Source organism: Dyadobacter diqingensis, assembly GCF_024220585.1.
In the GTDB taxonomy this organism is placed as follows: Bacteria; Bacteroidota; Bacteroidia; order Cytophagales; family Spirosomataceae; genus Dyadobacter; species Dyadobacter diqingensis.
In genome coordinates this window covers 25,615-45,445 of record NZ_JAMXKF010000003.1, presented here as the reverse complement: position 1 = coordinate 45,445, position 19,831 = coordinate 25,615, and the positions used below count along the sequence as shown (strand labels likewise).

Sequence of the window (19,831 nt, the reverse complement as noted above, 5' to 3'; positions counted from 1 at the left end):
ACCGCCGAAAGCCGAAGTAATAAATTAATTCATGCTTTTACTTAGTATTGATACGTCTACGCGCGGTTGTTCCGTAGCGCTTCATGGTGATGCCGGCCTGCTGGCAAATTATGAATTATATACCGACCGCTCCTCTTCTGCCATGCTGACAACACTGATCAGCAGTGCCGTTGAACACGCAGGATACACTTTGCAGGATTTAGACGCCATTGCAGTTGCCAAAGGCCCTGGCTCTTACACGGGATTACGTGTGGGAGTTTCCACCGCCAAAGGATTGTGTTATGCGCTTGATAAGCCGCTTATTGCCATCAATACCCTGGAAGCTATGGCTCTTCAGGTCAGTGCTTTTTTCCCAAAAGATTATCTTTTCTGCCCGATGATCGATGCCCGGCGTATGGAAGTGTATTCTTCCGTTTTCGATTCTGACAACCATATTGTGGAACCGACAAAAGCCGTCATTCTTCAGGAAGATTCGTTTGGCACTTTACTTGAAAGCAGTAAGGTTGTTTTCTTTGGCGATGGATCTGCGAAATGTAAACCGTTGTTTGAACAAAACCCGAATGCTGTTTTTATTTCCGAAGATATCAAACCTTCTGCACGCACGGTCGGAAAGCTCGCCGTTATTGCTTTCGAAAAAGGTGAATTTGAAGATGTTGCGGCGTTTGAGCCTTTTTATCTGAAAGACTTCATGACGCCTCCTTCTCGTAAGGTAAGTCCGGCGGTTCAGTAAAATTTTGGTTTTGCCGGAGTTTATGAAAACAAACTGCCCTCATTTCGTGTTATGCTATGCAAACAGCAGAATTTCCTATGCAAACTGAAGAGATTGTCAACCGTGTCGCAACCAGTGGTCTTATTTCCTTTGATCTTGAAGAACTATACCACCCGGGCGACCGCGTGCTTTATGATATAAAAGATAATTTGTTCATGGGTATGATCCTTAAAGAAAAGGATTTCCGTGACTTTCTCAAAGCGCACGACTGGACCCAGTACTCTGGCAAAAATGTAGCCATTATCTGCTCGGAAGACGCCATCGTCCCCACCTGGGCCTATATGTTGCTGGCCATTCAGCTTGAACCTTATGCCAATGCGGTTGTTTTCGGAGATTTGGCGGCTCTGGAAGATAAGCTCTTTTCTGATGCCATCGGCAAAATTAATCCCGAAGAATTTAGTGGAAAAAAAGTAGTGGTTAAGGGGTGCAGCAAAGTGCCTGTTCCCATTTCTGCTTATGTTTCCATCACCAATCTCTTGAAACCTGTGGCGCAAAGTCTCATGTTTGGAGAACCTTGCAGCACGGTTCCGCTGTACAAAAAACCAAAAGTTTAAATATCTTCTGTCGTTTCTTCTTTCAGCAGCCTGAAGCTCATCCGATGGTGCTGACAGGTTCCGTGTAACTTTATCGCTTTCCGATGGTGAATGGTGGGATAACCCGCATTGGTCTCCCAGCCATAGTGAGGAAATTGTGCCGATAACCGGCTCATCAAATCATCCCGGTAGGTTTTTGCCAAAACGGAAGCTGCCGCTATGGATAAGTAATGCGCATCACCTTTGATGATGCAGGTATGAGGGATCATCGGATAAGGTGTAAACCGGTTTCCGTCCACCAGCAAATGTTCGGGTTTGGTATGCAGCTTGTCCACGGCATAATGCATAGCCAGGAAACTTGCCTTTAAAATATTGATCCGGTCAATTTCAAAGTTATCAACCTCTGCCACAGCCCAGGCTATGGCCTCCTGCATAATTTCCTTCTGCAAAACATCCCGCTGAACGCGTGTAAGCTGTTTGGAATCATTGAGGTAAAGATGAAAATAGTCGGGTGGAAGAATTACCGCCGCAGCCACAACCGGCCCGGCCAGACAACCTCTGCCAACCTCATCCAGTCCCGCCTCCCGGACGTCCTTATTATAAAAAGCCTTTAACATTAGTCTTCAAGAATATTGGCCATAAACGTGCTCTTCGTGCTCAGAGCAATGAGAAGCAGTAAAATAGCCCAATAAAGATAAATACGATAATAATCACTCACATCCCGCGACACTACATTCCGGGATTTTACTTTCTCAATCTGGTTGATTTGCTTAAAAACGGCTCCCAAAGCGGTATTATCCGTCGCCCGAAAATATTTCCCGTTCCCCAACGCAGCAATCTTTTGCAGCTCGCTTTCATCCACCAGGGCATTCGAAATATTTAAAGTGTCCTTTTTCACAACCTTAACCGTTTTGCCTACCGAAATACTGTAAACCCGTACACCAAAAGCTTTTGCCAGCTGCGCAGCCGTCGTTGGGCCCAAATTTCCGGAAGTGTTATCCCCGTCGCTGATCAGGATCGCCACTTTGCTTTCGCCCGAAGTTTCCCGCATCCGGTTTACCGCCACGGCCAGGGCACTTCCTATGGCTGTTCCGGCTATCGGAATCATGGTTGGCTGAATTTCATTCAGAAAACCATACAACAGCTCATAGTCCGTCGTAAGCGGGCATAACGAAACGGCTTCCCCGGCAAAAATGATCAACCCGATACGGTCCTGCAAACGGCCTCTAATAAATTGGCGCGCCACCAGCTTAGCCGCTTCCAGCCTGTTTGGGCTCAGGTCTTTTTCCATCATCGAATCCGATATATCCAGCAAAAGCATGATATCGATCCCCTCTGAAAACTTATCCGTTCGTTCCGTTACAATTTGGGGACGGGCTAATGCAACCAGTATCAGGACAAGCGCCAAAGCCACACAAACGGGTTGTAAAAACCGAAGCCAGGTGAACCAATCCTTGCGGGCATGTTCGGCGCTGTAAGTAATAACCAGCCGCTGCTGGTGCTGCCGGTGAAACGCACTTCTCAGCCAAAACAAAAACGGAATGGCCGGCAAAGCATACAGGAAATAGGGATAGGCCCATTCATATGACCTCAGGACATCCCACGTAAACCATCTCGGCGACAACCATTCTTCCATAACTTAAATATCGGCAGATACATTACCTTCTAAAACTTTCCTCCGTTTATTACGATAGAGGCGCATCGCGCCAGCTTTCAAAACCTCCAGCGATTTTTCCATATCCTTGGACTTTACCTGTCCGTAAATAATCCCGTCCATATTTTTCAGGGCTGCGGCGAGTCCTTCATCCGGCAAATTATCCATAATTTCCCTGGTCGTGTAGGTAGCAAAAGGTTTCTTTTCCAGTTTTTCCAGATAATTTTTCCAGACAATAATCGCTTTTTCCGCATCCTTGATATCTTCCCGCTCTTTCGCATTCCGGAGCAGACGGTTATAGGAGCGGTTATATTCGATATGTCTGCGCTGCAATTTGAGCAACTGCCATTGTTTATAAATGTCACTTCCAAAAAGCCAGTAAATACTACCGGCCACACCTATCGCAAGAGCAACAAACCCGAAAAATACCGAAAAGTTAAACTCATGGCTCAACGGCAATAAGCCCAGTTCAGGTTTCAGTGACGTCGTGTCGGTGATACCCTGAAAATTATCTTTTCGTAAAAAAATTGTGTCCGTAATGCTAAACAGCGCCGTACAATCTCTGTCTTTACCTTTAAAAACAAAAACCGGCATTTTTAAAGATTGTCCCCGCGAAACGTTAAAAGAAACCAGCTGATACACGGCACTGTCGAGACTGCCCCGTTTATCGGTTCTGGTTGTAAAATTTTTTTTGGAAATTACTTCGAAGGGAGAAAAATTATAACTCGTATCGGGAAAAAAAACTTCGGTCTGGGACGGATGCAAAAAACTCAAAGAGAAAAAAAACGGTTTGCCGACCTCGATACTATCCGATAAAAACTTCCCGTCCGGTAATTTATTCTGCGCCATGAGCGGCTGTACTGACAGCACAAGTCCAGTCAGAAAGCAGCACAACGCGAAAAAAATTCTCTTGAAAAAGGGATCAATACCGGCAGTAAACGACAATTTCTTTAACCATTTAATAAGTTTAATATATTTTTCCTGTCAGGATGAAGCCATGCCACTTTTCGCATAACGCCTTACCTTAAATAAACGAATAAGTGCGGGAACATAATCTTCCTGGGTGTTAATCGAAATATAATCAGCCCGGTTTTGGCGGCAAAGCTTTTCCAGTTCTGCACTTCTTTTCTGAAAACGGTTGGTCATATCGTCCCGGTAGTGCTTGGATGAAGTATTGACCCAGGTTGTCCGTTGTTTTTCAGCATCATAAAGCGGAATAATCCCCAGTTTCGGCAGGCTTGTTTCGCGCAGGTCATAAAGATGGATCACGATCAGATCATGTTTCCGGGCCAGTGCTTTAAGGTTGTGCTGGTAATCGGCATCAATAAAATCGGATATCAAGAAAATCAGACTCCGCCTCCTCAAAACATTCAAAGCCACTAAAATAGCCTCAGAAATACTCGTTTTCGTTGATTCGGGAACCAGTTTGTAGATTTCTGACAAAACACTGTATCCATGTTTCATGCCGTCGGAAGGGCGGATATAACGCTCATTCCGGTCCGAAAAACAAAGCAGTCCTACCCTGCTCGCTTCCTGGATTGCCGACAATGTTAATACGCCACAAATCTCTTTGGCAATATCAATTTTCAAACGGCTCGCCTCTCCGACTTGCTGGGACGCACTTACATCCAGCATGAAAAAAGCGGTTTGCTCCTTATCTTCCTTAAAAATCTTGATGAAAGTACCGTGTCCTTTGGCCGAAGTATTCCAGTCAATTGCCCGGACATCGTCTCCGTATTGGTAAAGCCTGAGGTCATCAAATTCCAGACCGGAACCTTTAAAAACCGAATGAAAGTTTCCATGCCGCTCACTCGTGACCGCTTTCCTCATCCGTATTTCATACTTTCGGAGTTTCCCCAAAAACAGTTCAAACATATGTTTTCCGAAAAAATTACCACCTTTGTACCTTAGAGCAGCTAAACAAAGATAGGTATTTTGAGAATTATGACGCGACGGATTATTAATTTCTCGTTCAGTTTAATACTGGCAGGAAGTATGGCAATCGTTTTTGCGGCCTGCTCTAAGGAAGAAAAACCACCGGAAGGCACGCTTTCAGAGGAAAAAATGGCCGATATTCTGACTGATATACATATCGCAGAATCCCGTGTGACGCGTTTACAATTGAAATCTCTCGATTCTTCGATTCTTATATTTGACCAGCTGAAAAAACAGATCTGGCAGAAAAATAAGGTAGATACGGTTTTATACCGCAGCAGCTACGATTATTACATGACTCATCCGGAATATATGACCCGGATTTATGAGCAGGTTGCCAAAAAAATTGAGCTTCGGGAGAAAAAAAAGGACATCAAACTTTAAAAAAAGTTAAATGTTCAAAAAGCAAAGACACCAGTTATAAGATCAATCGTTTAAAATAACCGGCAAATCTATTTCTGTAACCCTAATTTGAACCACAGTGAATCACAGTATTGTAGTAATCCCCACCTACAACGAAATAGAAAATATTGAAGCGATCATCAGAAAGGTTTTCAGCCTTTCGAAGCCTTTCGATGTATTGATTATTGATGATGGATCGCCGGATCAAACCGGTGCTGCGGTAAAGGAATTACAGAAAGAATTTGGCGAATCACTTCATTTGGTCGAAAGAAAAGGCAAACTTGGCCTCGGAACTGCTTATATCCATGGCTTCAAATGGGCATTGGATAAGGGCTACGAGTACATTTTTGAAATGGATGCCGACTTTTCACACCCACCGGAAGATCTGATCCGTTTGTACCAGGCTTGTGCCGAACAAGGTCACGACGCCGCCATTGGCTCCCGTTATATCACCGGCGTAAATGTTGTAAACTGGCCGATCAGCCGGGTTTTGATGTCTTATTTTGCAGGATATTATGTGCGGATGGTAACAGGCATGCAGATCATGGACCCTACCGCCGGGTTTATCTGCTACACACGCAGGGTACTGGAAACGATCGACCTGGATAAGATCCGGTTTATCGGGTATGCGTTTCAGATTGAAATGAAATTCAATTCGTGGAAGTTCGGATTTAACATTGTAGAGGTTCCAATCATCTTTACAGACCGGACAAAAGGAGCCTCTAAAATGTCTCCGGGAATTTTTAAAGAAGCTATTCTGGGCGTAATCAGCCTGAAAATCAACAGCTATTTTAAAAGATATATTCCTGCTAAAAAGCAAGTTCAGCAATAGCCAGCCAGCTCATCAGTCCTGGTGCTATTTCCAGCGATGTTTCATCGACATCAAAAGTAGGTGTATGTACGCCAGAGATAATCCCTTTGGCTTCATTACGCGTGCCCAGTCTGTAAAAACAAGAATCAACGACCTGCGAATAAAAGGCAAAATCTTCGCCGGCCATCCATAGGTCAAGATCGATAACATTTTCTGCACCCATATATTCGGTAGCCGCAGTTCTGACACGACGGGTTAATTCCGGGTGGTTTTTCAGGAAAGGATACCCTTTCACGATTTCGAAAACACAGCTGCCTCCCATGGCTTCGGCCATTCCTTCCGCCATTTTTTTCATTTTCCGTAAACCTTCTTCGCGCCACTGTTCATCCATACAACGCCAGGTTCCCTGCAAGGTCACCTCGTTTGGAATGACATTCGTAACACCGTCCGCAATAAATCTTCCGAAAGATAAAACCGAAGGATTGGAAGGTTTGCGGTAACGGCTGATGATCTGCTGCAAGGCCACAACGATATGCGAAGCGATCAAAATCGGGTCGATCAACTGGTCAGGTGCGGCTGCATGTCCGCCCTTTCCTTTCACGGTAACATACAATTCATCGGTACTGGCCATATACATGCCTTCACGGAAACCGATTTTACCAACAGGAATATTCGGTGCCACGTGCTGACCAACCATACTGGCCGGTCTTGGATTTTCCAGCACACCTTCTTTGATCATTAGTGAAGCGCCGCCCGGTGCCTTTTCCTCAGCCGGCTGGAAAACCAGCTTCACGGTACCTTCAAACTGATCCCTTACCTGATTCAAAATTCGGGCAGTACCCAGTAAAGACGCCGTATGCACATCATGTCCGCATGCATGCATGACGCCGGGTACCTGTGATTTGTAAGGTACATCATTTGCTTCCACAATCGGCAAAGCGTCCATATCTGCCCGCAAACCAACTATTTTCTTCCCTGGATTTCTTCCTTCAATCAGTGCAACAAGTCCCGTTCCGGCAATGCCTTCCTGTGGTGTAAGGCCAATTGCGCGAAGTTCTTCTGCAACAAAACGTGCAGTTTTAAATTCCTCAAAAGAAAGCTCCGGATTGGTATGTAAATGCCGGCGATTTGCAATAACACTGGCCGCCTGGTCTTTCGCGAGTGACTTTATTTTTTGTTGCAGGTCAAACATAGGTACAAAGAGAAAATTGAGAGTTTTGAGAATGCCTGAACCGTGAGGTATTCAGGCAAAAGCGATCCAAAGGTACAAAGAAATAGAATCGGGCTGAATGCGGGATGCTGAGGTTTGAGAAAAATCAGCAGATTTATGCAGCCCTTTTAATAACAAGGGTGTCTAATTTTAAAGTACTTCTAAGAAAAAAAAGTAATTTTGGCTTAATACATCAATATAGCAAAAAACATAATGACGCATCAGGATTTTCTAAAAGCGTTGGTTTGTCCGCTTACCGGCAGTCCATTGACAATCGCCGAAGACGGCAAAACGCTTACCAGTGAAGATGGTACAATATATGAAGTAGGTGATACTGGCATTGTTAATATGCTTTATCCCAAAGAATTACTTCCGGGTGATGCTCATGAGCAATATCTATACGATCAGGCATTTCTTCGTTATGACAAAGGTGTTTCCTGGGTTTTTGAAACGCTGAACCACTCAGACGAAGCAGCCACACGTCGCTTCTTTATTGATCTGATGGACCTGAAACCAGGTATGAAAGCACTGGAAGTTGGAGCCGGAACAGGAAAAGATTCTGCCCTGATTCTTGAAAAAGTTAAACCGGGGGGAACTGCTGTTTTGTCAGATTTATCTCCGAACATGCTTAAACTGGCTCAGGAGAAACTTCCTGCTGAGGATGTCAATGTTCATTATTTCCTTGGCAATGGTTCTTACCTGCCATTTGCTGACGATACCTTTGATGCTGTTTTCCATTTTGGCGGTATCAATACTTTCTCGGAAAGAAAAAAAGCATTTGACGAACTGACGCGCGTTGTCCGTCCTGGCGGAAAAGTTGTTGTGGGAGATGAAAGTGTTGCGCCATGGTTACGGAACACCCCTACGTATGCTACTTTATTGAAAGCGAACCCGCTTTTCCGTGCTGAGGTACCTCTTGAAGATGTCCCTGCCAACATAGAAAACTTCAAATTACACTATGTGTTTGGTAACGCTTTTTATGTAATGGAATACACCGTAACGGCAAAAGCACCGGAAGTTGACATTGACCTGCCGATTCCAGGAAAAGATTTTGTAGATAACTGGCGCCTGCGTGCTGAAAAAGCAGAGGCATAATTAAGTTGATTCTATTCATTCATTGATTTTGCAGCCGTAATAAACTGCAACTGATTTGCCGAAAGGCAATGCTTTGAAAAAATTATACATATGTGGGTTAAAAAGGGAGTTGTATATAAGCCCGATGGAACTTTGCCGCACAGCCTTTCGCATGCACAGGTTCCGTTTGCTTACAAGCATAAAGATTTTTTACGCGTCTATTTTTCATCGCGTGATGCCAATGGTCAGTCCAGGCCTACATTTATTGACGTAGATTACGAGGATCCTTCCAAGATCCTTTACATACACGATAAGCCTGTCCTGGAATTGGGTGGCCCCGGCGAATACGACGAAACCGGTGCCATGCCGGCCTGGTTCGTTGATATGCCCAATGGCGATATCTGGCTTTATTACACAGGCTGGAACAGAACGCACGATTCCTATCGTCTTTCCATGGGACTTGCTGTCAGTCATGACGGCGGGTTAACCTTTGAAAAAATGTTCAAAGGCCCGATTATGGACCGCAGCATTCAAAACCCGATCTGGGCTGCACAGCCGTCGGTGATCCGTGAAGACGACGGAACATGGCGGATGTGGTACATTTCCGGACATAAGTGTGAATACATTCACGGGTATCCTGAGCCATTTTACCGTGGTCAGTCGGCAACGTCAAAAGACGGAATCCACTGGGATATCAGCGATATTCCGACGCTTGATTTTGATGATTTCCTTCACGCAGTAGGTCGCCCGAGTGTGTACAAAGAAGATGGCATCTACAAAATGTACTATTCTTACAGACACACCCGTGATTACAGGACAGACCGTAACCAAAGCTATCGCCTGGGTTATGCTGAGTCGGCAGACGGAGAAAACTGGGTGAGGAAAGATAATCTGGTGGGTATTGGAAAATCTGATAATCCGGAAGATTTCGATTACCAGATGATCAATTACGCCAATTTTTACGAGCATAACGGCAAAAAATATCTGCTGTATAACGGCAATGGTTTCGGCGCCGCCGGATTTGCCTATGCTGTTTGGGAAGACTAAGTTTTCCAATCATAAAAAAGAATAACGAAAGTCATTATTTTGACTTCAAAAAGAGTTATAAATTTGCGTGCAACAAATAAGCGGATATCGGTATAATTATGTTTATGTAGATTTCTGGTTTTCAGGTCAGTAAACATAATTATACACTTATCTATTTTCATTTTTTCAAAATCGCAAAATCAATAAAAAATGAGCACACTTCAGCAGCAATTCAATAGCGACGGATACGTTATCCTGCGCAATTTTTTAGATAAAGATTTAATCAATTCGATCTATACAGAAGCCCGTAAAATCTTCGCTGCACAGATCAAAAGAGTAACCGGAAGATCCGTAGACATTGATGATAAGGACGCTTTCGAAAATGCAATGTTTGAATTTTTCGAAAAAGACTTTAACGCTTTCGTAAATACCGGAAAAACCGTTCAGCATTCTTTTTCACTTCACAGACTGGGCGTTGACCCTCAGATCGAAAACCTCTTAAAACAAGTAGGCCTGGAAAATCCGATCATCGGAGCCCGTCCGGCTATGCAGTTTAACAGTCGTTTTTTATCAAAAGACGGTAGCAAACACTGGAAACTGGATGCCCATCAGGACTGGCGCACCGGCCAGGGCTCACTGGACAGCACGGTGATCTGGTTTCCGATGGTTGATGCCGGAGCCGATATCGGCGCTTTGCAGGTCATTCCGGGAAGTCACAAGACAGGGTTGCAGGAATCAAACACTTCCGGCTATCAGGGTGGAATCACTTCGGGTATCAAGGATGAAGATTTTATTCAGACAGAATTTTCGGTTGGTGATATCCTGGTTTTCTCGGCTTTTCTTGTTCACCAATCCGGTAACAACATTACCAACAACATTCGCTGGTCGGTTCAGTTGCGTTACAACAACCTGGAAGAGCCAACATTTATCGAGCGCGGTTATCCGATGGCATACATTTATGCCCCTGAAAAAGAGCTTGTCACACCTAATTTCCCAAGTGTGCAGCAGTTGCAAAATGTATTTAGCTGAAAAAATTCCGGCGCAGGCCATTTCGGGTAAAAGACACGTGAAGAATATCAGCTAATCTATTGACAATAAAATATTATGATCAAAGTAAGTGTCGTTATACTTACGTTTAACCAGGCGGCTTTTATCGGCGATACCATTGAAAGCGCTTTAAATCAAACAACAAATTTCGATTACGAAATTCTTGTTGGAGATGATTTTTCGACGGATGGAGCACGAGATATTATTTTAGATTATCAAAAACGTTATCCCAATAAAGTAAAGGCCGTGCTGCATCCCAAAAATTTGGGACAGAACGGCCTTTTCAATACCATTGAAACGCTTAAACTGGCGCAGGGCCAATACATTGCTCCGCTTGATGGTGACGACTACTGGACCTCCCCGGACAAGCTTCAGAAGCAGGTCGATTTCATGGATTCACATCCTGACTATTCCGCCTGTTTCCATAATGCGCTGATTACATTTGAAGACGGCTCTCCATCCGTTGAGGTGAATCGTCCGGACCAAAAGAAAAAAATCGAGGTAGAAGACCTGATCGGAGAAGATGAAATCTGGTTTATGGCAACCTCAGCCGTGATGTTTAAAAATCATCTGATGTATTATCCGGAATGGTTTTTGAAGTCAACCAGTGGGGATATTCCACGTTATGTCATTCTGGCAAAACATGGCCCTATCGGATATGTTCCTGAACTGATGTCTGTATACAGGAAGAACAAAGGCGGTGCCAGTTTTAAAGACCATTACCGCGACGAGCGCTTTCTGACAAACCGGATCATGATGTATGAAGGTATCAACAAGGAAACAGATTATAAATTCGATAAATCAATGCGCCGGAATATCGCGAGATATTACCGCATGATGCTGGATGCCAGACAATTGTCCGGAAGTTATTTCAAAAAAGCAGCACTGGCAGCAAACTATCTGTTTATGAAAGGTGCCGACCTGGCTGAATGCAAAGAGATTACCCGTGATTACATTTTACCAAAATGGATCATGAGCACATATAGCTTTTTTGCCTTGTTACCGTATAAAATCCGCCAGTCAAGTCATTGAATCATTTCACTCCCAAGACTATGATCAAGGTTTCTGTTTGCGTCCCGACTTTTAACCATGCGCACTATATCTCGCAAATGCTGGAAGGTGCTCTGAATCAGAAAACAACATTTCCATTTGAAATTGTGATCGGTGACGATGGCTCCACAGATGGATCGCAGGACATCATCAGCGCTTTTGCAGAACAAAATCCGGGTAGGATCAGGGCATTTTTACACGCCGAAAACCAGGGCCCTGTTGAGCCCCGGGAATTCGCGGGAAGAAACAATGTCCTGCAATTGCTGAAAGCCTGCCGTGGCGAATACGTGGCCATGTGCGAAGGCGACGACTATTGGACGGACCCGTACAAACTGCAAAAACAGGTGGATTTTATGGAAAATCATCCTGAGTTTTCCATTTGTCACCATAACGTGCTGGTTACTTATGAAGACGGTTCTCCGAGCCATCATTTCAACAAGGACACGCAGCCACCGACCTCCACCATCGACGATATCCTTAAAGATCAATGGTTTATGGCAACGGCAAGCTGGTTATACCGCAATTATTTCCTAACTGAAAGTTTTGCTGACTGGCATGCAAATGCTGCGGCGGGCGACTGGGCTTTAAGCATTCAACTGGCCGCAAAAGGGAAAATTGGTTACCTCCCTGAGGTCATGGGCGTGTACCGCAAACACAGTGCAGGGCTCAGCAACGTACATTCACACAGTAATACCTGGTTTTTGAGAAACAGAAAGGAAATGTTTGAAAATGTAAATGTGTGGCTGGACAAAAAATATGACAAGACGATTATCCGGACGGTTGCCCGGTATGAGGAACAACTCGAAAAATTAGAAAAAATTGGCAGTTCGCTATAATAATCTTTAATTTGTACTGTTTTTCAATCCAGACATACATGAAGCTAAGTGTTGTAATTCCAGCATATAACGAAGAAGAATCTATTACTGACACCCTAAGGTCACTTTACAATACCTTAAATAAGTACAACATCCCTCACGAAATTTTCGTGACGAACGATAACTCAAAAGACGGAACACTGCGTGTTCTTGATGAGCTTTCCCTTGAAATGCCGACACTGGTTTATCAGACAAACCCCGGCCCGAATGGTTTTGGTTATGCCGTCCGTTTCGGCCTTGAAAGATTTTCCGGAGACTGTGTTGCCGTATTTATGGCCGATATGTCCGATGATCCTGAGGATCTTGTCAAATATTATTTCAAGATGCTGGAAGGTGATTATGACTGTGTTTTTGGCTCCCGCTGGGAAAAAGGCGGAAAAGTTATTGACTATCCGGCTTTGAAAAAAGTCATCAACCGTGTAGCTAATTTCATCGTGCGCATGGTGATGGGTATCAAATACAACGATACAACGAACGCTTTCAAACTTTACAAAAGAGAGACAATTGACGGGATAAAACCTTTTCTTGCTCCTCACTTCAACCTGACGATTGAGCTCCCTTTAAAATCAATTGTACGTGGTTACAACTACGCCGTTGTTCCGAACAGCTGGACGAACAGAAAATATGGCGAATCGAAATTAAAAATTAAAGAAATGGGTAGCCGCTATTTCTTCATTCTTATGTACTGTTTCATCGAGAAATTTTTCTCCCGTGGTGATTACATGAAAAAATCGGTCGCGCCGAAAAAAGAAGTCAGCAGATAATAAGACTACAAATATAGATTTTCAAAAAGCGTACAGCGATGTGCGCTTTTTTATTTTATCCATTCCTGAATAAAAGTCATTTTGTGCGCAATGTAGGAGACGAAAAAGCCCCAGCCCAATGCGCTGAGCGTCATCCATAAAAAGATTGAAGTTCTTGGCACACGGAAAGCAACAGCCAGTGCAGTACCAAAAATGGGTGTAAACAAAGGAGGGGTTAATAGCGCAATGCCGATAATCCCGAATTTCTTCCAGATTTTCACAGCAATACGATTTGTCTTGCTGAATTTCTTTGGCGTTTCCTTTCTGTATTTTTTTAAAAGTGCCTGAATGCCTTTCCCTACGTAGGTTACCACCAGGACGCTGAACATCATGCCTGCAATAGAGCAAACAGCCGTTTCAACCCAATTCAGACGCAGGATAACCCCCGTTATAGGGCCTCCGAAAAACTTCAATGTACTGGCGAGTGCAACAGATATATATTTCAAAAAAATGGCTTTCATTTATACTTTTACTTGAATCATTTCCAGGGCAAAGCGCCTTGTAGCTTCGTTCGTTTCGACATAATCAAGATATGCCGGGTTTTCAATATAGGCAATTTTGGCAATGCATTCTGTAATCACATCGGATATTTCTAAAAAACTGATCCTGTCGTGAAGAAATGCTTCCACAGCAATTTCATTTGCCGCATTGACAATGCAGGCTGCGTTTCCACCCCGTTCCAGCGCTTCATAGGCAATCGCCAGGTTACGGAATGTTTCCAGGTCAGGTTTTTCAAAGGTCAGAGACGGATATGCTGTAAAATCAAACCGGGGAAAAGAAGATTTCAGACGGTAAGGGTAATGCAGTGCGTACTGGATCGGCAGCTTCATGTCAGGCAAACCCATCTGCGCCTTAATGCTCCCGTCTGCAAACTGCACCATCGAGTGAATGATACTCTGCGGATGTACGATCACATCAATCTGGCTCGCGGAAAGATCGAACAACCATTTGGCTTCAATAACTTCCAGGCCCTTATTCATCAGCGTAGCCGAATCGATGGTGATTTTGGCCCCCATACTCCAATTTGGATGTTTGAGCGCCTGCTGCTTGGTAACAGCTGCCAAAAAAGCACGATCTTTTCCTCGGAAGGGTCCGCCTGAGGCTGTCAGGATAATTTTTTCTATCGGATTTTTTTCTTCTCCAACCAGGCATTGGTAGATTGCCGAGTGTTCCGAATCCACAGGATAAATGCTGACGTTATTTTCCCTGGCAAGGTTGGTGATCAGCTCACCGGCCACCACCAGCGTTTCCTTATTAGCAAGGGCAATATTTTTGCCCGCTTTTATCGCGTGAATCGTAGGCAGGAGTCCGGCGTAACCTACCATGGCCGTCAGGACAATGTCAATAGAATCGGATTCCACGACTGAAACCAGCGCGGAGTTTCCGGAATAAACCGTAATGGGGAATGAGGCAAGGGCAGCGGTAACTTTGTCGGCCAATAATTCATTGCCAATAACCACTACTTTGGGAGCAAATTTCACTGCCTGCTCGATCAATAAATCTGCATTGTTCTGAGCAGTCAGCACCTCCACGGAAAAAACATCAGGATTGGCTTCAATTACATCGAGTGCCTGCGTTCCGATTGATCCCGTGGAACCCAAAATGGCTATTCTTTTCTTTGACATGTTATTTTAATATTAAACTTTACAACGCATTCATTTTCGTTAGCTCGTCGGCTATCTTACGATCGTTGGAAAGTCTTGGTACTTTATTTTGCCCGCCCAGTTTGCCACTGGCACGCATATAATCTATAAATGAATTTTTTCGCAAAGGCGTCATCACCAACTGGCGAAGAATACTTCCTTTGATCAGATCGTCATAATAAACATTCAATTCCGTCAACCGGCGGTCGATATCCTGAACAAACTGCTCCATGTTCACAGGCATTGTCGCAAACTCGACAAACCATTCGTGGTATGGCAATGTGCCCTGATTCGGTGATACCATCGGTGCCACTGTAAATTCCACCACTTCCACTTCCGGATGCCTTTCCATGGCATACCGAAGCGCCTTTTCTATTTCTTCTCCAATGACGTGTTCACCAAAAGCAGAAATAAAATGTTTTATCCTGCCCGTAACCAGAATGCGGTAAGGGTTCGTGGAAACAAATTTGATCGTATCTCCAATCGAATAACCCCAAAGCCCGGCATTGCTGCTTACGACAACTGCATAATTTTTTCCTACCTCAACTTCTTTGATCGACAACCTTTTCGGATTCTCGTCAAAATAATTTTCAACCGGAATAAATTCGAAGAAAATGCCCGAATTCAGCAGCAAAAGCAGTCCTTCATCCTTCTGAGAATCCTGATAGGCAAAAAAACCTTCCGAAGCAGGATATAACTCTATGGAATCAATCCTTTTTCCGATAGACTCATAAAGTTTCGCGCGGTAAGGTTCAAAATTAACACCGCCGTAAATGAATAAGGAAAAGTCAGGAAAAACATCCTTGATTTTTTTTCCGGTGCGATCAATAATCCTGTCGAAATACATCTGTACCCACGGCGGAATTCCGGAGATCAGTGACATGGGCTGATCAATGGTTTCGTCAATGATTTTATCCAATTTCGTCTCCCAGTCCTCGATACAGTTCGTCTCATAGGTTGGCATCTGGTTTGCACGCAGATACGCCGGGACGTGATGATTCGAAATACCTGACAAACGGCCTGTCAGCACGCCACCCGTTTCGGTCATCACAGGGCTTCCGGAAAGGAAGATCAGTTTTTTATCAAGAAATTCTGCCTTTTTAGTTTCAGCGATATAGCTTAAAATCGCATTACGGGCCGAATTAATATGATTCGGGATGGATTCCTTCGTGATCGGAATATATTTAGTGCCGGACGTTGTGCCGGACGTTTTTGCAAAATAAAGTGGTTTGCCGGGCCAGAGAATATCCGACTCCCCTGCTTTCAGATGAGCGATGTATCCTTTCAGGTCTTCATAGTCCCTTACAGGCACCGCATTTTTAAAATCCTCGTAGGTATGAATGTCCTTAAAAAAGTGATCTTTCCCAAACTGAGTATTTGCGGCTTTTTCAACCAGTTTCGTTCGCCATTCTTCCTGTACTTCCGTACTTCTGGCGATCCAGTTTTGCTGTTCTTCTACGATATATTTAGCCAGCGGCTGGCTCAAAAGTGCTCTGATTCCCATAGTAAAAACAAATGTACACAGGATTTATAAATTCTATTCTACAAGCGCAAATCACACCACCCGAAAGGCTAAAAATCATCCCCTTAGCGAAATTTGTTAAATGCCTTTGTTTGTGGGTAATAATCTGTAATTTTGCACACCTGAAATCAAAGTGAGCGAAAATTTTAAAAATATATATGGGATTGTTTGATTTTTTGACAAGTGATATTGCGATTGATTTGGGTACGGCCAATACTTTGATCATCCATAAAGATACCGTAGTTGTTGATGAGCCGTCCATTATTGCCATGGATAAAACCACTGGCAAGGTGTTAGCGATAGGCCACACAGCGATGCAAATGCATGAAAAAACGAATGAAAATATAAAAACCATTCGTCCCCTGAAAGACGGCGTAATTGCCGACTTTACCGCTGCGGAAATGATGATCCGCGGTATGATCAAGATGATCGATACCGGCAGCCGTTTTTTCACACCATCCCACCGCATGGTTGTTTGTATACCATCGGGAATCACTGAAGTTGAAAAACGTGCCGTAAAGGATTCATGTGAGCATGCAGGAGCCAAAGAAGTTTACATGGTCCACGAACCTATTGCAGCAGCAATCGGTATTGGTATTGATATCACACAGCCTAATGGTGTTATGATCGTTGATATCGGTGGTGGTACTACCGAAATTGCAGTCATTGCCCTTTCCGGTATTGTCTGCGAGCAGTCTGTGCGTATTGCCGGTGATGTCTTCACAAGAGATATCGTTGACTACATGCGTCGCGAGCACAATCTTTTGATTGGTGAGCGTTCAGCTGAGTTGATTAAGATGGCTATCGGTTCAGCTTCTCCGGAACTGGATACGGCACTGGAAGATTATCAGGTGCGCGGTCGTGACTTGATGACGGGTATTCCAAAAGAAATCCGCGTTACTTATAGCGAAATCGCCTATTCATTGGATAAATCAATATCTAAAATTGAAGAAGGCGTGATGAAAGCCCTGGAAATCTCTCCTCCTGAACTTTCGGCTGATATCTTCAAAAACGGTATCTGGCTTACAGGTGGTGGCGCTTTGATCCACGGTTTGGACAGACGTATTTCCCAAAAAACTAAATTACCAGTACACATTGCAGACGATCCGTTAAAGGCGGTTGTTAAGGGAACCGGTGAGGTTCTTAAAAATCTGGAATTGTACAAACCCGTATTGATTTCGTAGTATCGGATCGTTCACAGTATGTCAGTTAAAAGGTCAGATCTTTAACTGACATACTGCGTGTGAACATATTAGCCCATGCTTCAGCTTGTAGATTTCGTTGCCAGGAATCGGTTCTTTTTGGTTTTCGTTTTGCTGGAAATTTTCAGCGGGTGGTTAATCGTGCGCAGTAATTCTTATTGGGGCGCTACGTATTTCAACACATCCAATTATTACGTCGCCAAAACACTTTCTCTTTCAAATTCAGCCCGCGAATACACACGCCTCGGAGAGATCAACTCTGACCTGGCGAATGAAAATGCCCGCCTAAATGCGCTGGTTGCTACATTAAGCCAGAAAAACGCGAAAGACGCGCCGGCAGGTTATGTGCCTGACTCCGCATTTAATTCAAGGTTTACTTACACAGTTGCCAAAGTTGTCGACAACGAAACCAACAGAACCAATAATTACATTACGATCGACAAAGGCACCGATGACGGCATTGAGCCGGATATGGGTGTGATATCGGCAACAGGTGTGGTTGGTAAAGTGCGTTTTTGTTCCAAAAATTATTCGATCATTACCTCCATTCTGCATCCGCAATTTATGGTGTCGTCCAAGCTGATTCGCAGCAATGAAATCGGTACTGCAAAATGGCCAGGGAAGGATCCTAACTTTATCGATATGGTGGACGTTTCCCGTTACACCAAGGTTTACAAAGGAGATTCTGCGGTAACTTCCAATATGAACTCCGTTTTCCCTCCGGGCATTATGGTGGGAAAGGTTAAATCTGTCACGGTGCATCCTGATCAGACGTTTTATAATATCAGCCTGGAATTAGCAACGGATTTCAGAAACCTTTCCTATGTGTATGTGGTGAAAAATCGGCAACTTGGGGAACAGGAAACACTAAAACAACGTATAGGAGAACGTCAATGAGCTTACGCGAGGTAATACAATATTCTTTAATGGTGATCATGTACCTGTTGCTGCAGATTTTCTTCATGCGCAATATGGTTCTGTTTAATTACGCATTTTGTTTTGTTTACGTCGGAGGCCTTCTCATTCTTCCTGCCGAAACCAGCCGGATGTATCTGCTTTTTATCGGCTTTGCATTGGGCTTTACGGTTGATATTTTTTCAAATACGTTTGGTATGCACGCCGCTGCAACCGTACTTATTGCTTACCTCCGCCCGTTTCTGATCCGGTACCAGATGGAGTCCAAAGGCGCAGAACGTGTTGACATCGGGATTAGAAGTCAGGGCATTGGCGCATTTCTGGCTTATATCGCTCCGTTAATTCTGCTTCATCATGCCATGCTTTTCTTAATGGAGATAAATAATTTGGGCATGATATTGCACACACTGATCCGTATCGCAGCCAGCACCCTCTTCACACTGATCATGATTGTTCTTTTGGAACTTTTTTCAAAACGTTAACCTGACAATTTGACGGTGCCAAATATACCTGGCTCGAAATTTGATGTTTATACATCAATAAGCGGTGATAGCATTTTCAGATATCACCAATGTCAGGTAAAGTCCTTTCAGCGAAAAAATGTGCATCCCGAAATAATGGCAGTTCAGGAACTTATAACCGCCGTTCATCAAAATTTGCTTTGTACGATTTGGAGCTGTTGATAATCTTTGTAAATTCAGCATTCCTATGTCAGTTGCCATGTCAGAATCGATCACCACTAATGGATACACCGACGATCTCCGCTACGAGATTTTCAACCGTGAATTCATGCCACACATAGACTCCATGTATAACTTCGCCTTCCGCCTAACCATGGATGAAGACGATGCAAATGACCTGGTGCAGGACACATACCTGAAAGCTTTCCGGTTTATTTCTTCTTTTGAGCAGGGCACGAATGCCAAAGCATGGCTTTTCCGTATCCTGAAAAACAGCTTTATCAACGATTATCGTAAAAAAAGCAAGGAACCTTCAAAAGTTGATTATCAGGAAGTAGAAACAACTTATAACTCAGAGGAAGCTTCTGACACTACTTACACCGTCGACCTTCGGGCCGATGCCGTGCAGGAACTGATCGGAGACGAAGTGGCGAATGCATTGAATGCACTGCCTGTTGACTTCCGTACTGTGATTATTCTTTGTGACATTGAAGGTTTTACTTACGAGGAAATGGCCAAAATTCTGGACATTCCGATCGGTACTGTAAGGTCCAGATTACACCGCGCACGTAACCTTTTGAAAGAAAAACTGAAAAGTTATGCGAGCTCAATGGGATATGATTCTTAACTCATGAAACTTTTTTCATAAACAAATGAGTTATAGGGTACAGTCGTACATA

The 19,831-nt window shown here is 43.9% G+C and carries 23 protein-coding genes; 14 read left to right on the top strand and 9 right to left on the bottom strand.

Features of this window, described 5'->3' with window-relative positions; translation table 11 throughout:
* Positions 1 to 31: 31 nt before the first annotated feature.
* Positions 32 to 730 (top strand): tRNA (adenosine(37)-N6)-threonylcarbamoyltransferase complex dimerization subunit type 1 TsaB, encoded by a 699-nt coding sequence (tsaB, locus tag M1L62_RS09315; protein WP_254412771.1) that lies wholly within the window; start codon positions 32 to 34, stop codon positions 728 to 730.
* Between the two features lie 77 nt (positions 731 to 807).
* Positions 808 to 1,323: a DUF2480 family protein gene (locus tag M1L62_RS09310; protein WP_254412770.1), complete on the top strand. Its 516-nt coding sequence runs from the start codon at positions 808 to 810 to the stop codon at positions 1,321 to 1,323.
* On the opposite strand, the gene rnhB is transcribed toward M1L62_RS09310, so the two are convergent.
* From rnhB to M1L62_RS09290, 4 genes are all read right to left on the bottom strand, one after another.
* On the bottom strand, positions 1,320 to 1,919 hold the full coding sequence (rnhB, locus tag M1L62_RS09305) for a ribonuclease HII (RefSeq protein ID WP_254412769.1): 600 nt from the start codon (positions 1,917 to 1,919) through the stop codon (positions 1,320 to 1,322). The genes M1L62_RS09310 and rnhB overlap by 4 nt on opposite strands.
* The gene (locus M1L62_RS09300) at positions 1,919 to 2,938 is read right to left on the bottom strand and encodes a VWA domain-containing protein (protein ID WP_254412768.1); all 1,020 of its coding nucleotides are present in this window, start codon (positions 2,936 to 2,938) and stop codon (positions 1,919 to 1,921) included. The genes rnhB and M1L62_RS09300 overlap by 1 nt, the downstream gene beginning before the upstream one ends.
* A gap of 3 nt (positions 2,939 to 2,941) precedes the next feature.
* Complete coding sequence (locus M1L62_RS09295) at positions 2,942 to 3,805, bottom strand: hypothetical protein (RefSeq protein ID WP_254412767.1); 864 nt, start codon at positions 3,803 to 3,805, stop codon at positions 2,942 to 2,944.
* A 135-nt stretch (positions 3,806 to 3,940) separates the two neighbouring features.
* Complete coding sequence (locus tag M1L62_RS09290; protein ID WP_254412766.1) at positions 3,941 to 4,831, bottom strand: DUF58 domain-containing protein; 891 nt, start codon at positions 4,829 to 4,831, stop codon at positions 3,941 to 3,943.
* Positions 4,832 to 4,951: 120 nt separating this feature from the next.
* On the opposite strand from M1L62_RS09290, the gene M1L62_RS09285 reads away from it, so the two are divergent.
* Positions 4,952 to 5,275 (top strand): DUF4296 domain-containing protein, encoded by a 324-nt coding sequence (locus tag M1L62_RS09285; protein WP_254412765.1) that lies wholly within the window; start codon positions 4,952 to 4,954, stop codon positions 5,273 to 5,275.
* A 97-nt stretch (positions 5,276 to 5,372) separates the two neighbouring features.
* The gene (locus tag M1L62_RS09280) at positions 5,373 to 6,125 is read left to right on the top strand and encodes a polyprenol monophosphomannose synthase (protein ID WP_254412764.1); all 753 of its coding nucleotides are present in this window, start codon (positions 5,373 to 5,375) and stop codon (positions 6,123 to 6,125) included.
* On the opposite strand, the gene M1L62_RS09275 is transcribed toward M1L62_RS09280, so the two are convergent.
* The gene (locus M1L62_RS09275; RefSeq protein ID WP_254412763.1) at positions 6,103 to 7,296 is read right to left on the bottom strand and encodes a M20 metallopeptidase family protein; all 1,194 of its coding nucleotides are present in this window, start codon (positions 7,294 to 7,296) and stop codon (positions 6,103 to 6,105) included. The two genes, M1L62_RS09280 and M1L62_RS09275, sit on opposite strands and share 23 nt — an antisense overlap.
* A 231-nt stretch (positions 7,297 to 7,527) precedes the next feature.
* On the opposite strand from M1L62_RS09275, the gene M1L62_RS09270 reads away from it, so the two are divergent.
* The 6 genes from M1L62_RS09270 (at position 7,528) to M1L62_RS09245 (ending at position 13,150) form a co-directional block, all read left to right on the top strand.
* Positions 7,528 to 8,409, top strand: coding sequence for a class I SAM-dependent methyltransferase (locus M1L62_RS09270; protein ID WP_254412762.1), 882 nt, complete (start codon positions 7,528 to 7,530; stop codon positions 8,407 to 8,409).
* 90 nt (positions 8,410 to 8,499) lie between these two features.
* Positions 8,500 to 9,435, top strand: a complete 936-nt coding sequence (locus M1L62_RS09265; protein WP_254412761.1) for a hypothetical protein — start codon at positions 8,500 to 8,502, stop codon at positions 9,433 to 9,435.
* Positions 9,436 to 9,624: 189 nt separating this feature from the next.
* On the top strand, positions 9,625 to 10,443 hold the full coding sequence (locus M1L62_RS09260) for a phytanoyl-CoA dioxygenase family protein (protein ID WP_254412760.1): 819 nt from the start codon (positions 9,625 to 9,627) through the stop codon (positions 10,441 to 10,443).
* Between the two features lie 75 nt (positions 10,444 to 10,518).
* Positions 10,519 to 11,493, top strand: coding sequence for a glycosyltransferase family 2 protein (locus M1L62_RS09255; RefSeq protein WP_254412759.1), 975 nt, complete (start codon positions 10,519 to 10,521; stop codon positions 11,491 to 11,493).
* Positions 11,494 to 11,513: 20 nt separating this feature from the next.
* Complete coding sequence (locus M1L62_RS09250; RefSeq protein ID WP_254412758.1) at positions 11,514 to 12,347, top strand: glycosyltransferase family 2 protein; 834 nt, start codon at positions 11,514 to 11,516, stop codon at positions 12,345 to 12,347.
* A 38-nt stretch (positions 12,348 to 12,385) separates the two neighbouring features.
* Complete coding sequence (locus M1L62_RS09245; protein WP_254412757.1) at positions 12,386 to 13,150, top strand: glycosyltransferase family 2 protein; 765 nt, start codon at positions 12,386 to 12,388, stop codon at positions 13,148 to 13,150.
* Positions 13,151 to 13,200: 50 nt separating this feature from the next.
* Here the strand turns inward: M1L62_RS09245 and M1L62_RS09240 are convergent, their stop codons facing one another.
* The 3 genes from M1L62_RS09240 to M1L62_RS09230 are packed head-to-tail and all read right to left on the bottom strand — an operon-like array spanning position 13,201 to position 16,336.
* Positions 13,201 to 13,650, bottom strand: coding sequence for a hypothetical protein (locus M1L62_RS09240; protein WP_254412756.1), 450 nt, complete (start codon positions 13,648 to 13,650; stop codon positions 13,201 to 13,203).
* Positions 13,651 to 14,814, bottom strand: a complete 1,164-nt coding sequence (locus M1L62_RS09235) for a 1-deoxy-D-xylulose-5-phosphate reductoisomerase (RefSeq protein ID WP_254412755.1) — start codon at positions 14,812 to 14,814, stop codon at positions 13,651 to 13,653.
* 19 nt (positions 14,815 to 14,833) lie between these two features.
* The gene (locus M1L62_RS09230; protein ID WP_254412754.1) at positions 14,834 to 16,336 is read right to left on the bottom strand and encodes a GH3 auxin-responsive promoter family protein; all 1,503 of its coding nucleotides are present in this window, start codon (positions 16,334 to 16,336) and stop codon (positions 14,834 to 14,836) included.
* Between the two features lie 176 nt (positions 16,337 to 16,512).
* Between M1L62_RS09230 and M1L62_RS09225 the strand changes: the two genes are divergently transcribed.
* From M1L62_RS09225 to M1L62_RS09215, 3 genes are all read left to right on the top strand, one after another.
* Entirely contained in the window at positions 16,513 to 17,538 is a 1,026-nt protein-coding gene (locus M1L62_RS09225; RefSeq protein ID WP_090336705.1) for a rod shape-determining protein, read from the top strand.
* Positions 17,539 to 17,613: 75 nt separating this feature from the next.
* On the top strand, positions 17,614 to 18,453 hold the full coding sequence (gene mreC, locus M1L62_RS09220; RefSeq protein ID WP_254412753.1) for a rod shape-determining protein MreC: 840 nt from the start codon (positions 17,614 to 17,616) through the stop codon (positions 18,451 to 18,453).
* Between the two features lie 38 nt (positions 18,454 to 18,491).
* Complete coding sequence (locus tag M1L62_RS09215) at positions 18,492 to 18,953, top strand: hypothetical protein (protein ID WP_254412752.1); 462 nt, start codon at positions 18,492 to 18,494, stop codon at positions 18,951 to 18,953.
* 54 nt (positions 18,954 to 19,007) lie between these two features.
* Here M1L62_RS09215 and M1L62_RS09210 read toward each other — a convergent pair whose 3' ends face one another.
* A complete protein-coding gene (locus M1L62_RS09210) occupies positions 19,008 to 19,193 on the bottom strand; it encodes a hypothetical protein (protein WP_254412751.1) in 186 nt (61 codons plus the stop codon).
* On the opposite strand from M1L62_RS09210, the gene M1L62_RS09205 reads away from it, so the two are divergent.
* Positions 19,180 to 19,779 carry a sigma-70 family RNA polymerase sigma factor gene (locus M1L62_RS09205; protein WP_090336699.1) on the top strand — a complete coding sequence of 200 codons (600 nt, stop codon included), beginning with the start codon at positions 19,180 to 19,182 and terminating at the stop codon, positions 19,777 to 19,779. The genes M1L62_RS09210 and M1L62_RS09205 overlap by 14 nt on opposite strands.
* Positions 19,780 to 19,831: the final 52 nt, after the last annotated feature.

Coding starts and splice junctions, on each gene's coding strand:
- M1L62_RS09250 (WP_254412758.1), top strand. CDS start 11,514: ATGATCAAGGTTTCTGTTTGCGTCCCGACTTTTAACCATGCGCACTAT.
- M1L62_RS09270 (WP_254412762.1), top strand. CDS start 7,528: ATGACGCATCAGGATTTTCTAAAAGCGTTGGTTTGTCCGCTTACCGGC.
- M1L62_RS09300 (WP_254412768.1), bottom strand. CDS start 2,938: ATGGAAGAATGGTTGTCGCCGAGATGGTTTACGTGGGATGTCCTGAGG.
- M1L62_RS09260 (WP_254412760.1), top strand. CDS start 9,625: ATGAGCACACTTCAGCAGCAATTCAATAGCGACGGATACGTTATCCTG.
- M1L62_RS09255 (WP_254412759.1), top strand. CDS start 10,519: ATGATCAAAGTAAGTGTCGTTATACTTACGTTTAACCAGGCGGCTTTT.
- tsaB (WP_254412771.1), top strand. CDS start 32: ATGCTTTTACTTAGTATTGATACGTCTACGCGCGGTTGTTCCGTAGCG.
- M1L62_RS09225 (WP_090336705.1), top strand. CDS start 16,513: ATGGGATTGTTTGATTTTTTGACAAGTGATATTGCGATTGATTTGGGT.
- M1L62_RS09230 (WP_254412754.1), bottom strand. CDS start 16,336: ATGGGAATCAGAGCACTTTTGAGCCAGCCGCTGGCTAAATATATCGTA.
- M1L62_RS09245 (WP_254412757.1), top strand. CDS start 12,386: ATGAAGCTAAGTGTTGTAATTCCAGCATATAACGAAGAAGAATCTATT.
- M1L62_RS09210 (WP_254412751.1), bottom strand. CDS start 19,193: ATGGCAACTGACATAGGAATGCTGAATTTACAAAGATTATCAACAGCT.
- M1L62_RS09310 (WP_254412770.1), top strand. CDS start 808: ATGCAAACTGAAGAGATTGTCAACCGTGTCGCAACCAGTGGTCTTATT.
- M1L62_RS09295 (WP_254412767.1), bottom strand. CDS start 3,805: ATGGCGCAGAATAAATTACCGGACGGGAAGTTTTTATCGGATAGTATC.
- M1L62_RS09240 (WP_254412756.1), bottom strand. CDS start 13,650: ATGAAAGCCATTTTTTTGAAATATATATCTGTTGCACTCGCCAGTACA.
- M1L62_RS09235 (WP_254412755.1), bottom strand. CDS start 14,814: ATGTCAAAGAAAAGAATAGCCATTTTGGGTTCCACGGGATCAATCGGA.
- M1L62_RS09285 (WP_254412765.1), top strand. CDS start 4,952: ATGGCAATCGTTTTTGCGGCCTGCTCTAAGGAAGAAAAACCACCGGAA.
- M1L62_RS09275 (WP_254412763.1), bottom strand. CDS start 7,296: ATGTTTGACCTGCAACAAAAAATAAAGTCACTCGCGAAAGACCAGGCG.
- rnhB (WP_254412769.1), bottom strand. CDS start 1,919: ATGTTAAAGGCTTTTTATAATAAGGACGTCCGGGAGGCGGGACTGGAT.
- M1L62_RS09290 (WP_254412766.1), bottom strand. CDS start 4,831: ATGTTTGAACTGTTTTTGGGGAAACTCCGAAAGTATGAAATACGGATG.
- mreC (WP_254412753.1), top strand. CDS start 17,614: ATGCTTCAGCTTGTAGATTTCGTTGCCAGGAATCGGTTCTTTTTGGTT.
- M1L62_RS09265 (WP_254412761.1), top strand. CDS start 8,500: ATGTGGGTTAAAAAGGGAGTTGTATATAAGCCCGATGGAACTTTGCCG.
- M1L62_RS09215 (WP_254412752.1), top strand. CDS start 18,492: ATGTACCTGTTGCTGCAGATTTTCTTCATGCGCAATATGGTTCTGTTT.
- M1L62_RS09205 (WP_090336699.1), top strand. CDS start 19,180: ATGTCAGTTGCCATGTCAGAATCGATCACCACTAATGGATACACCGAC.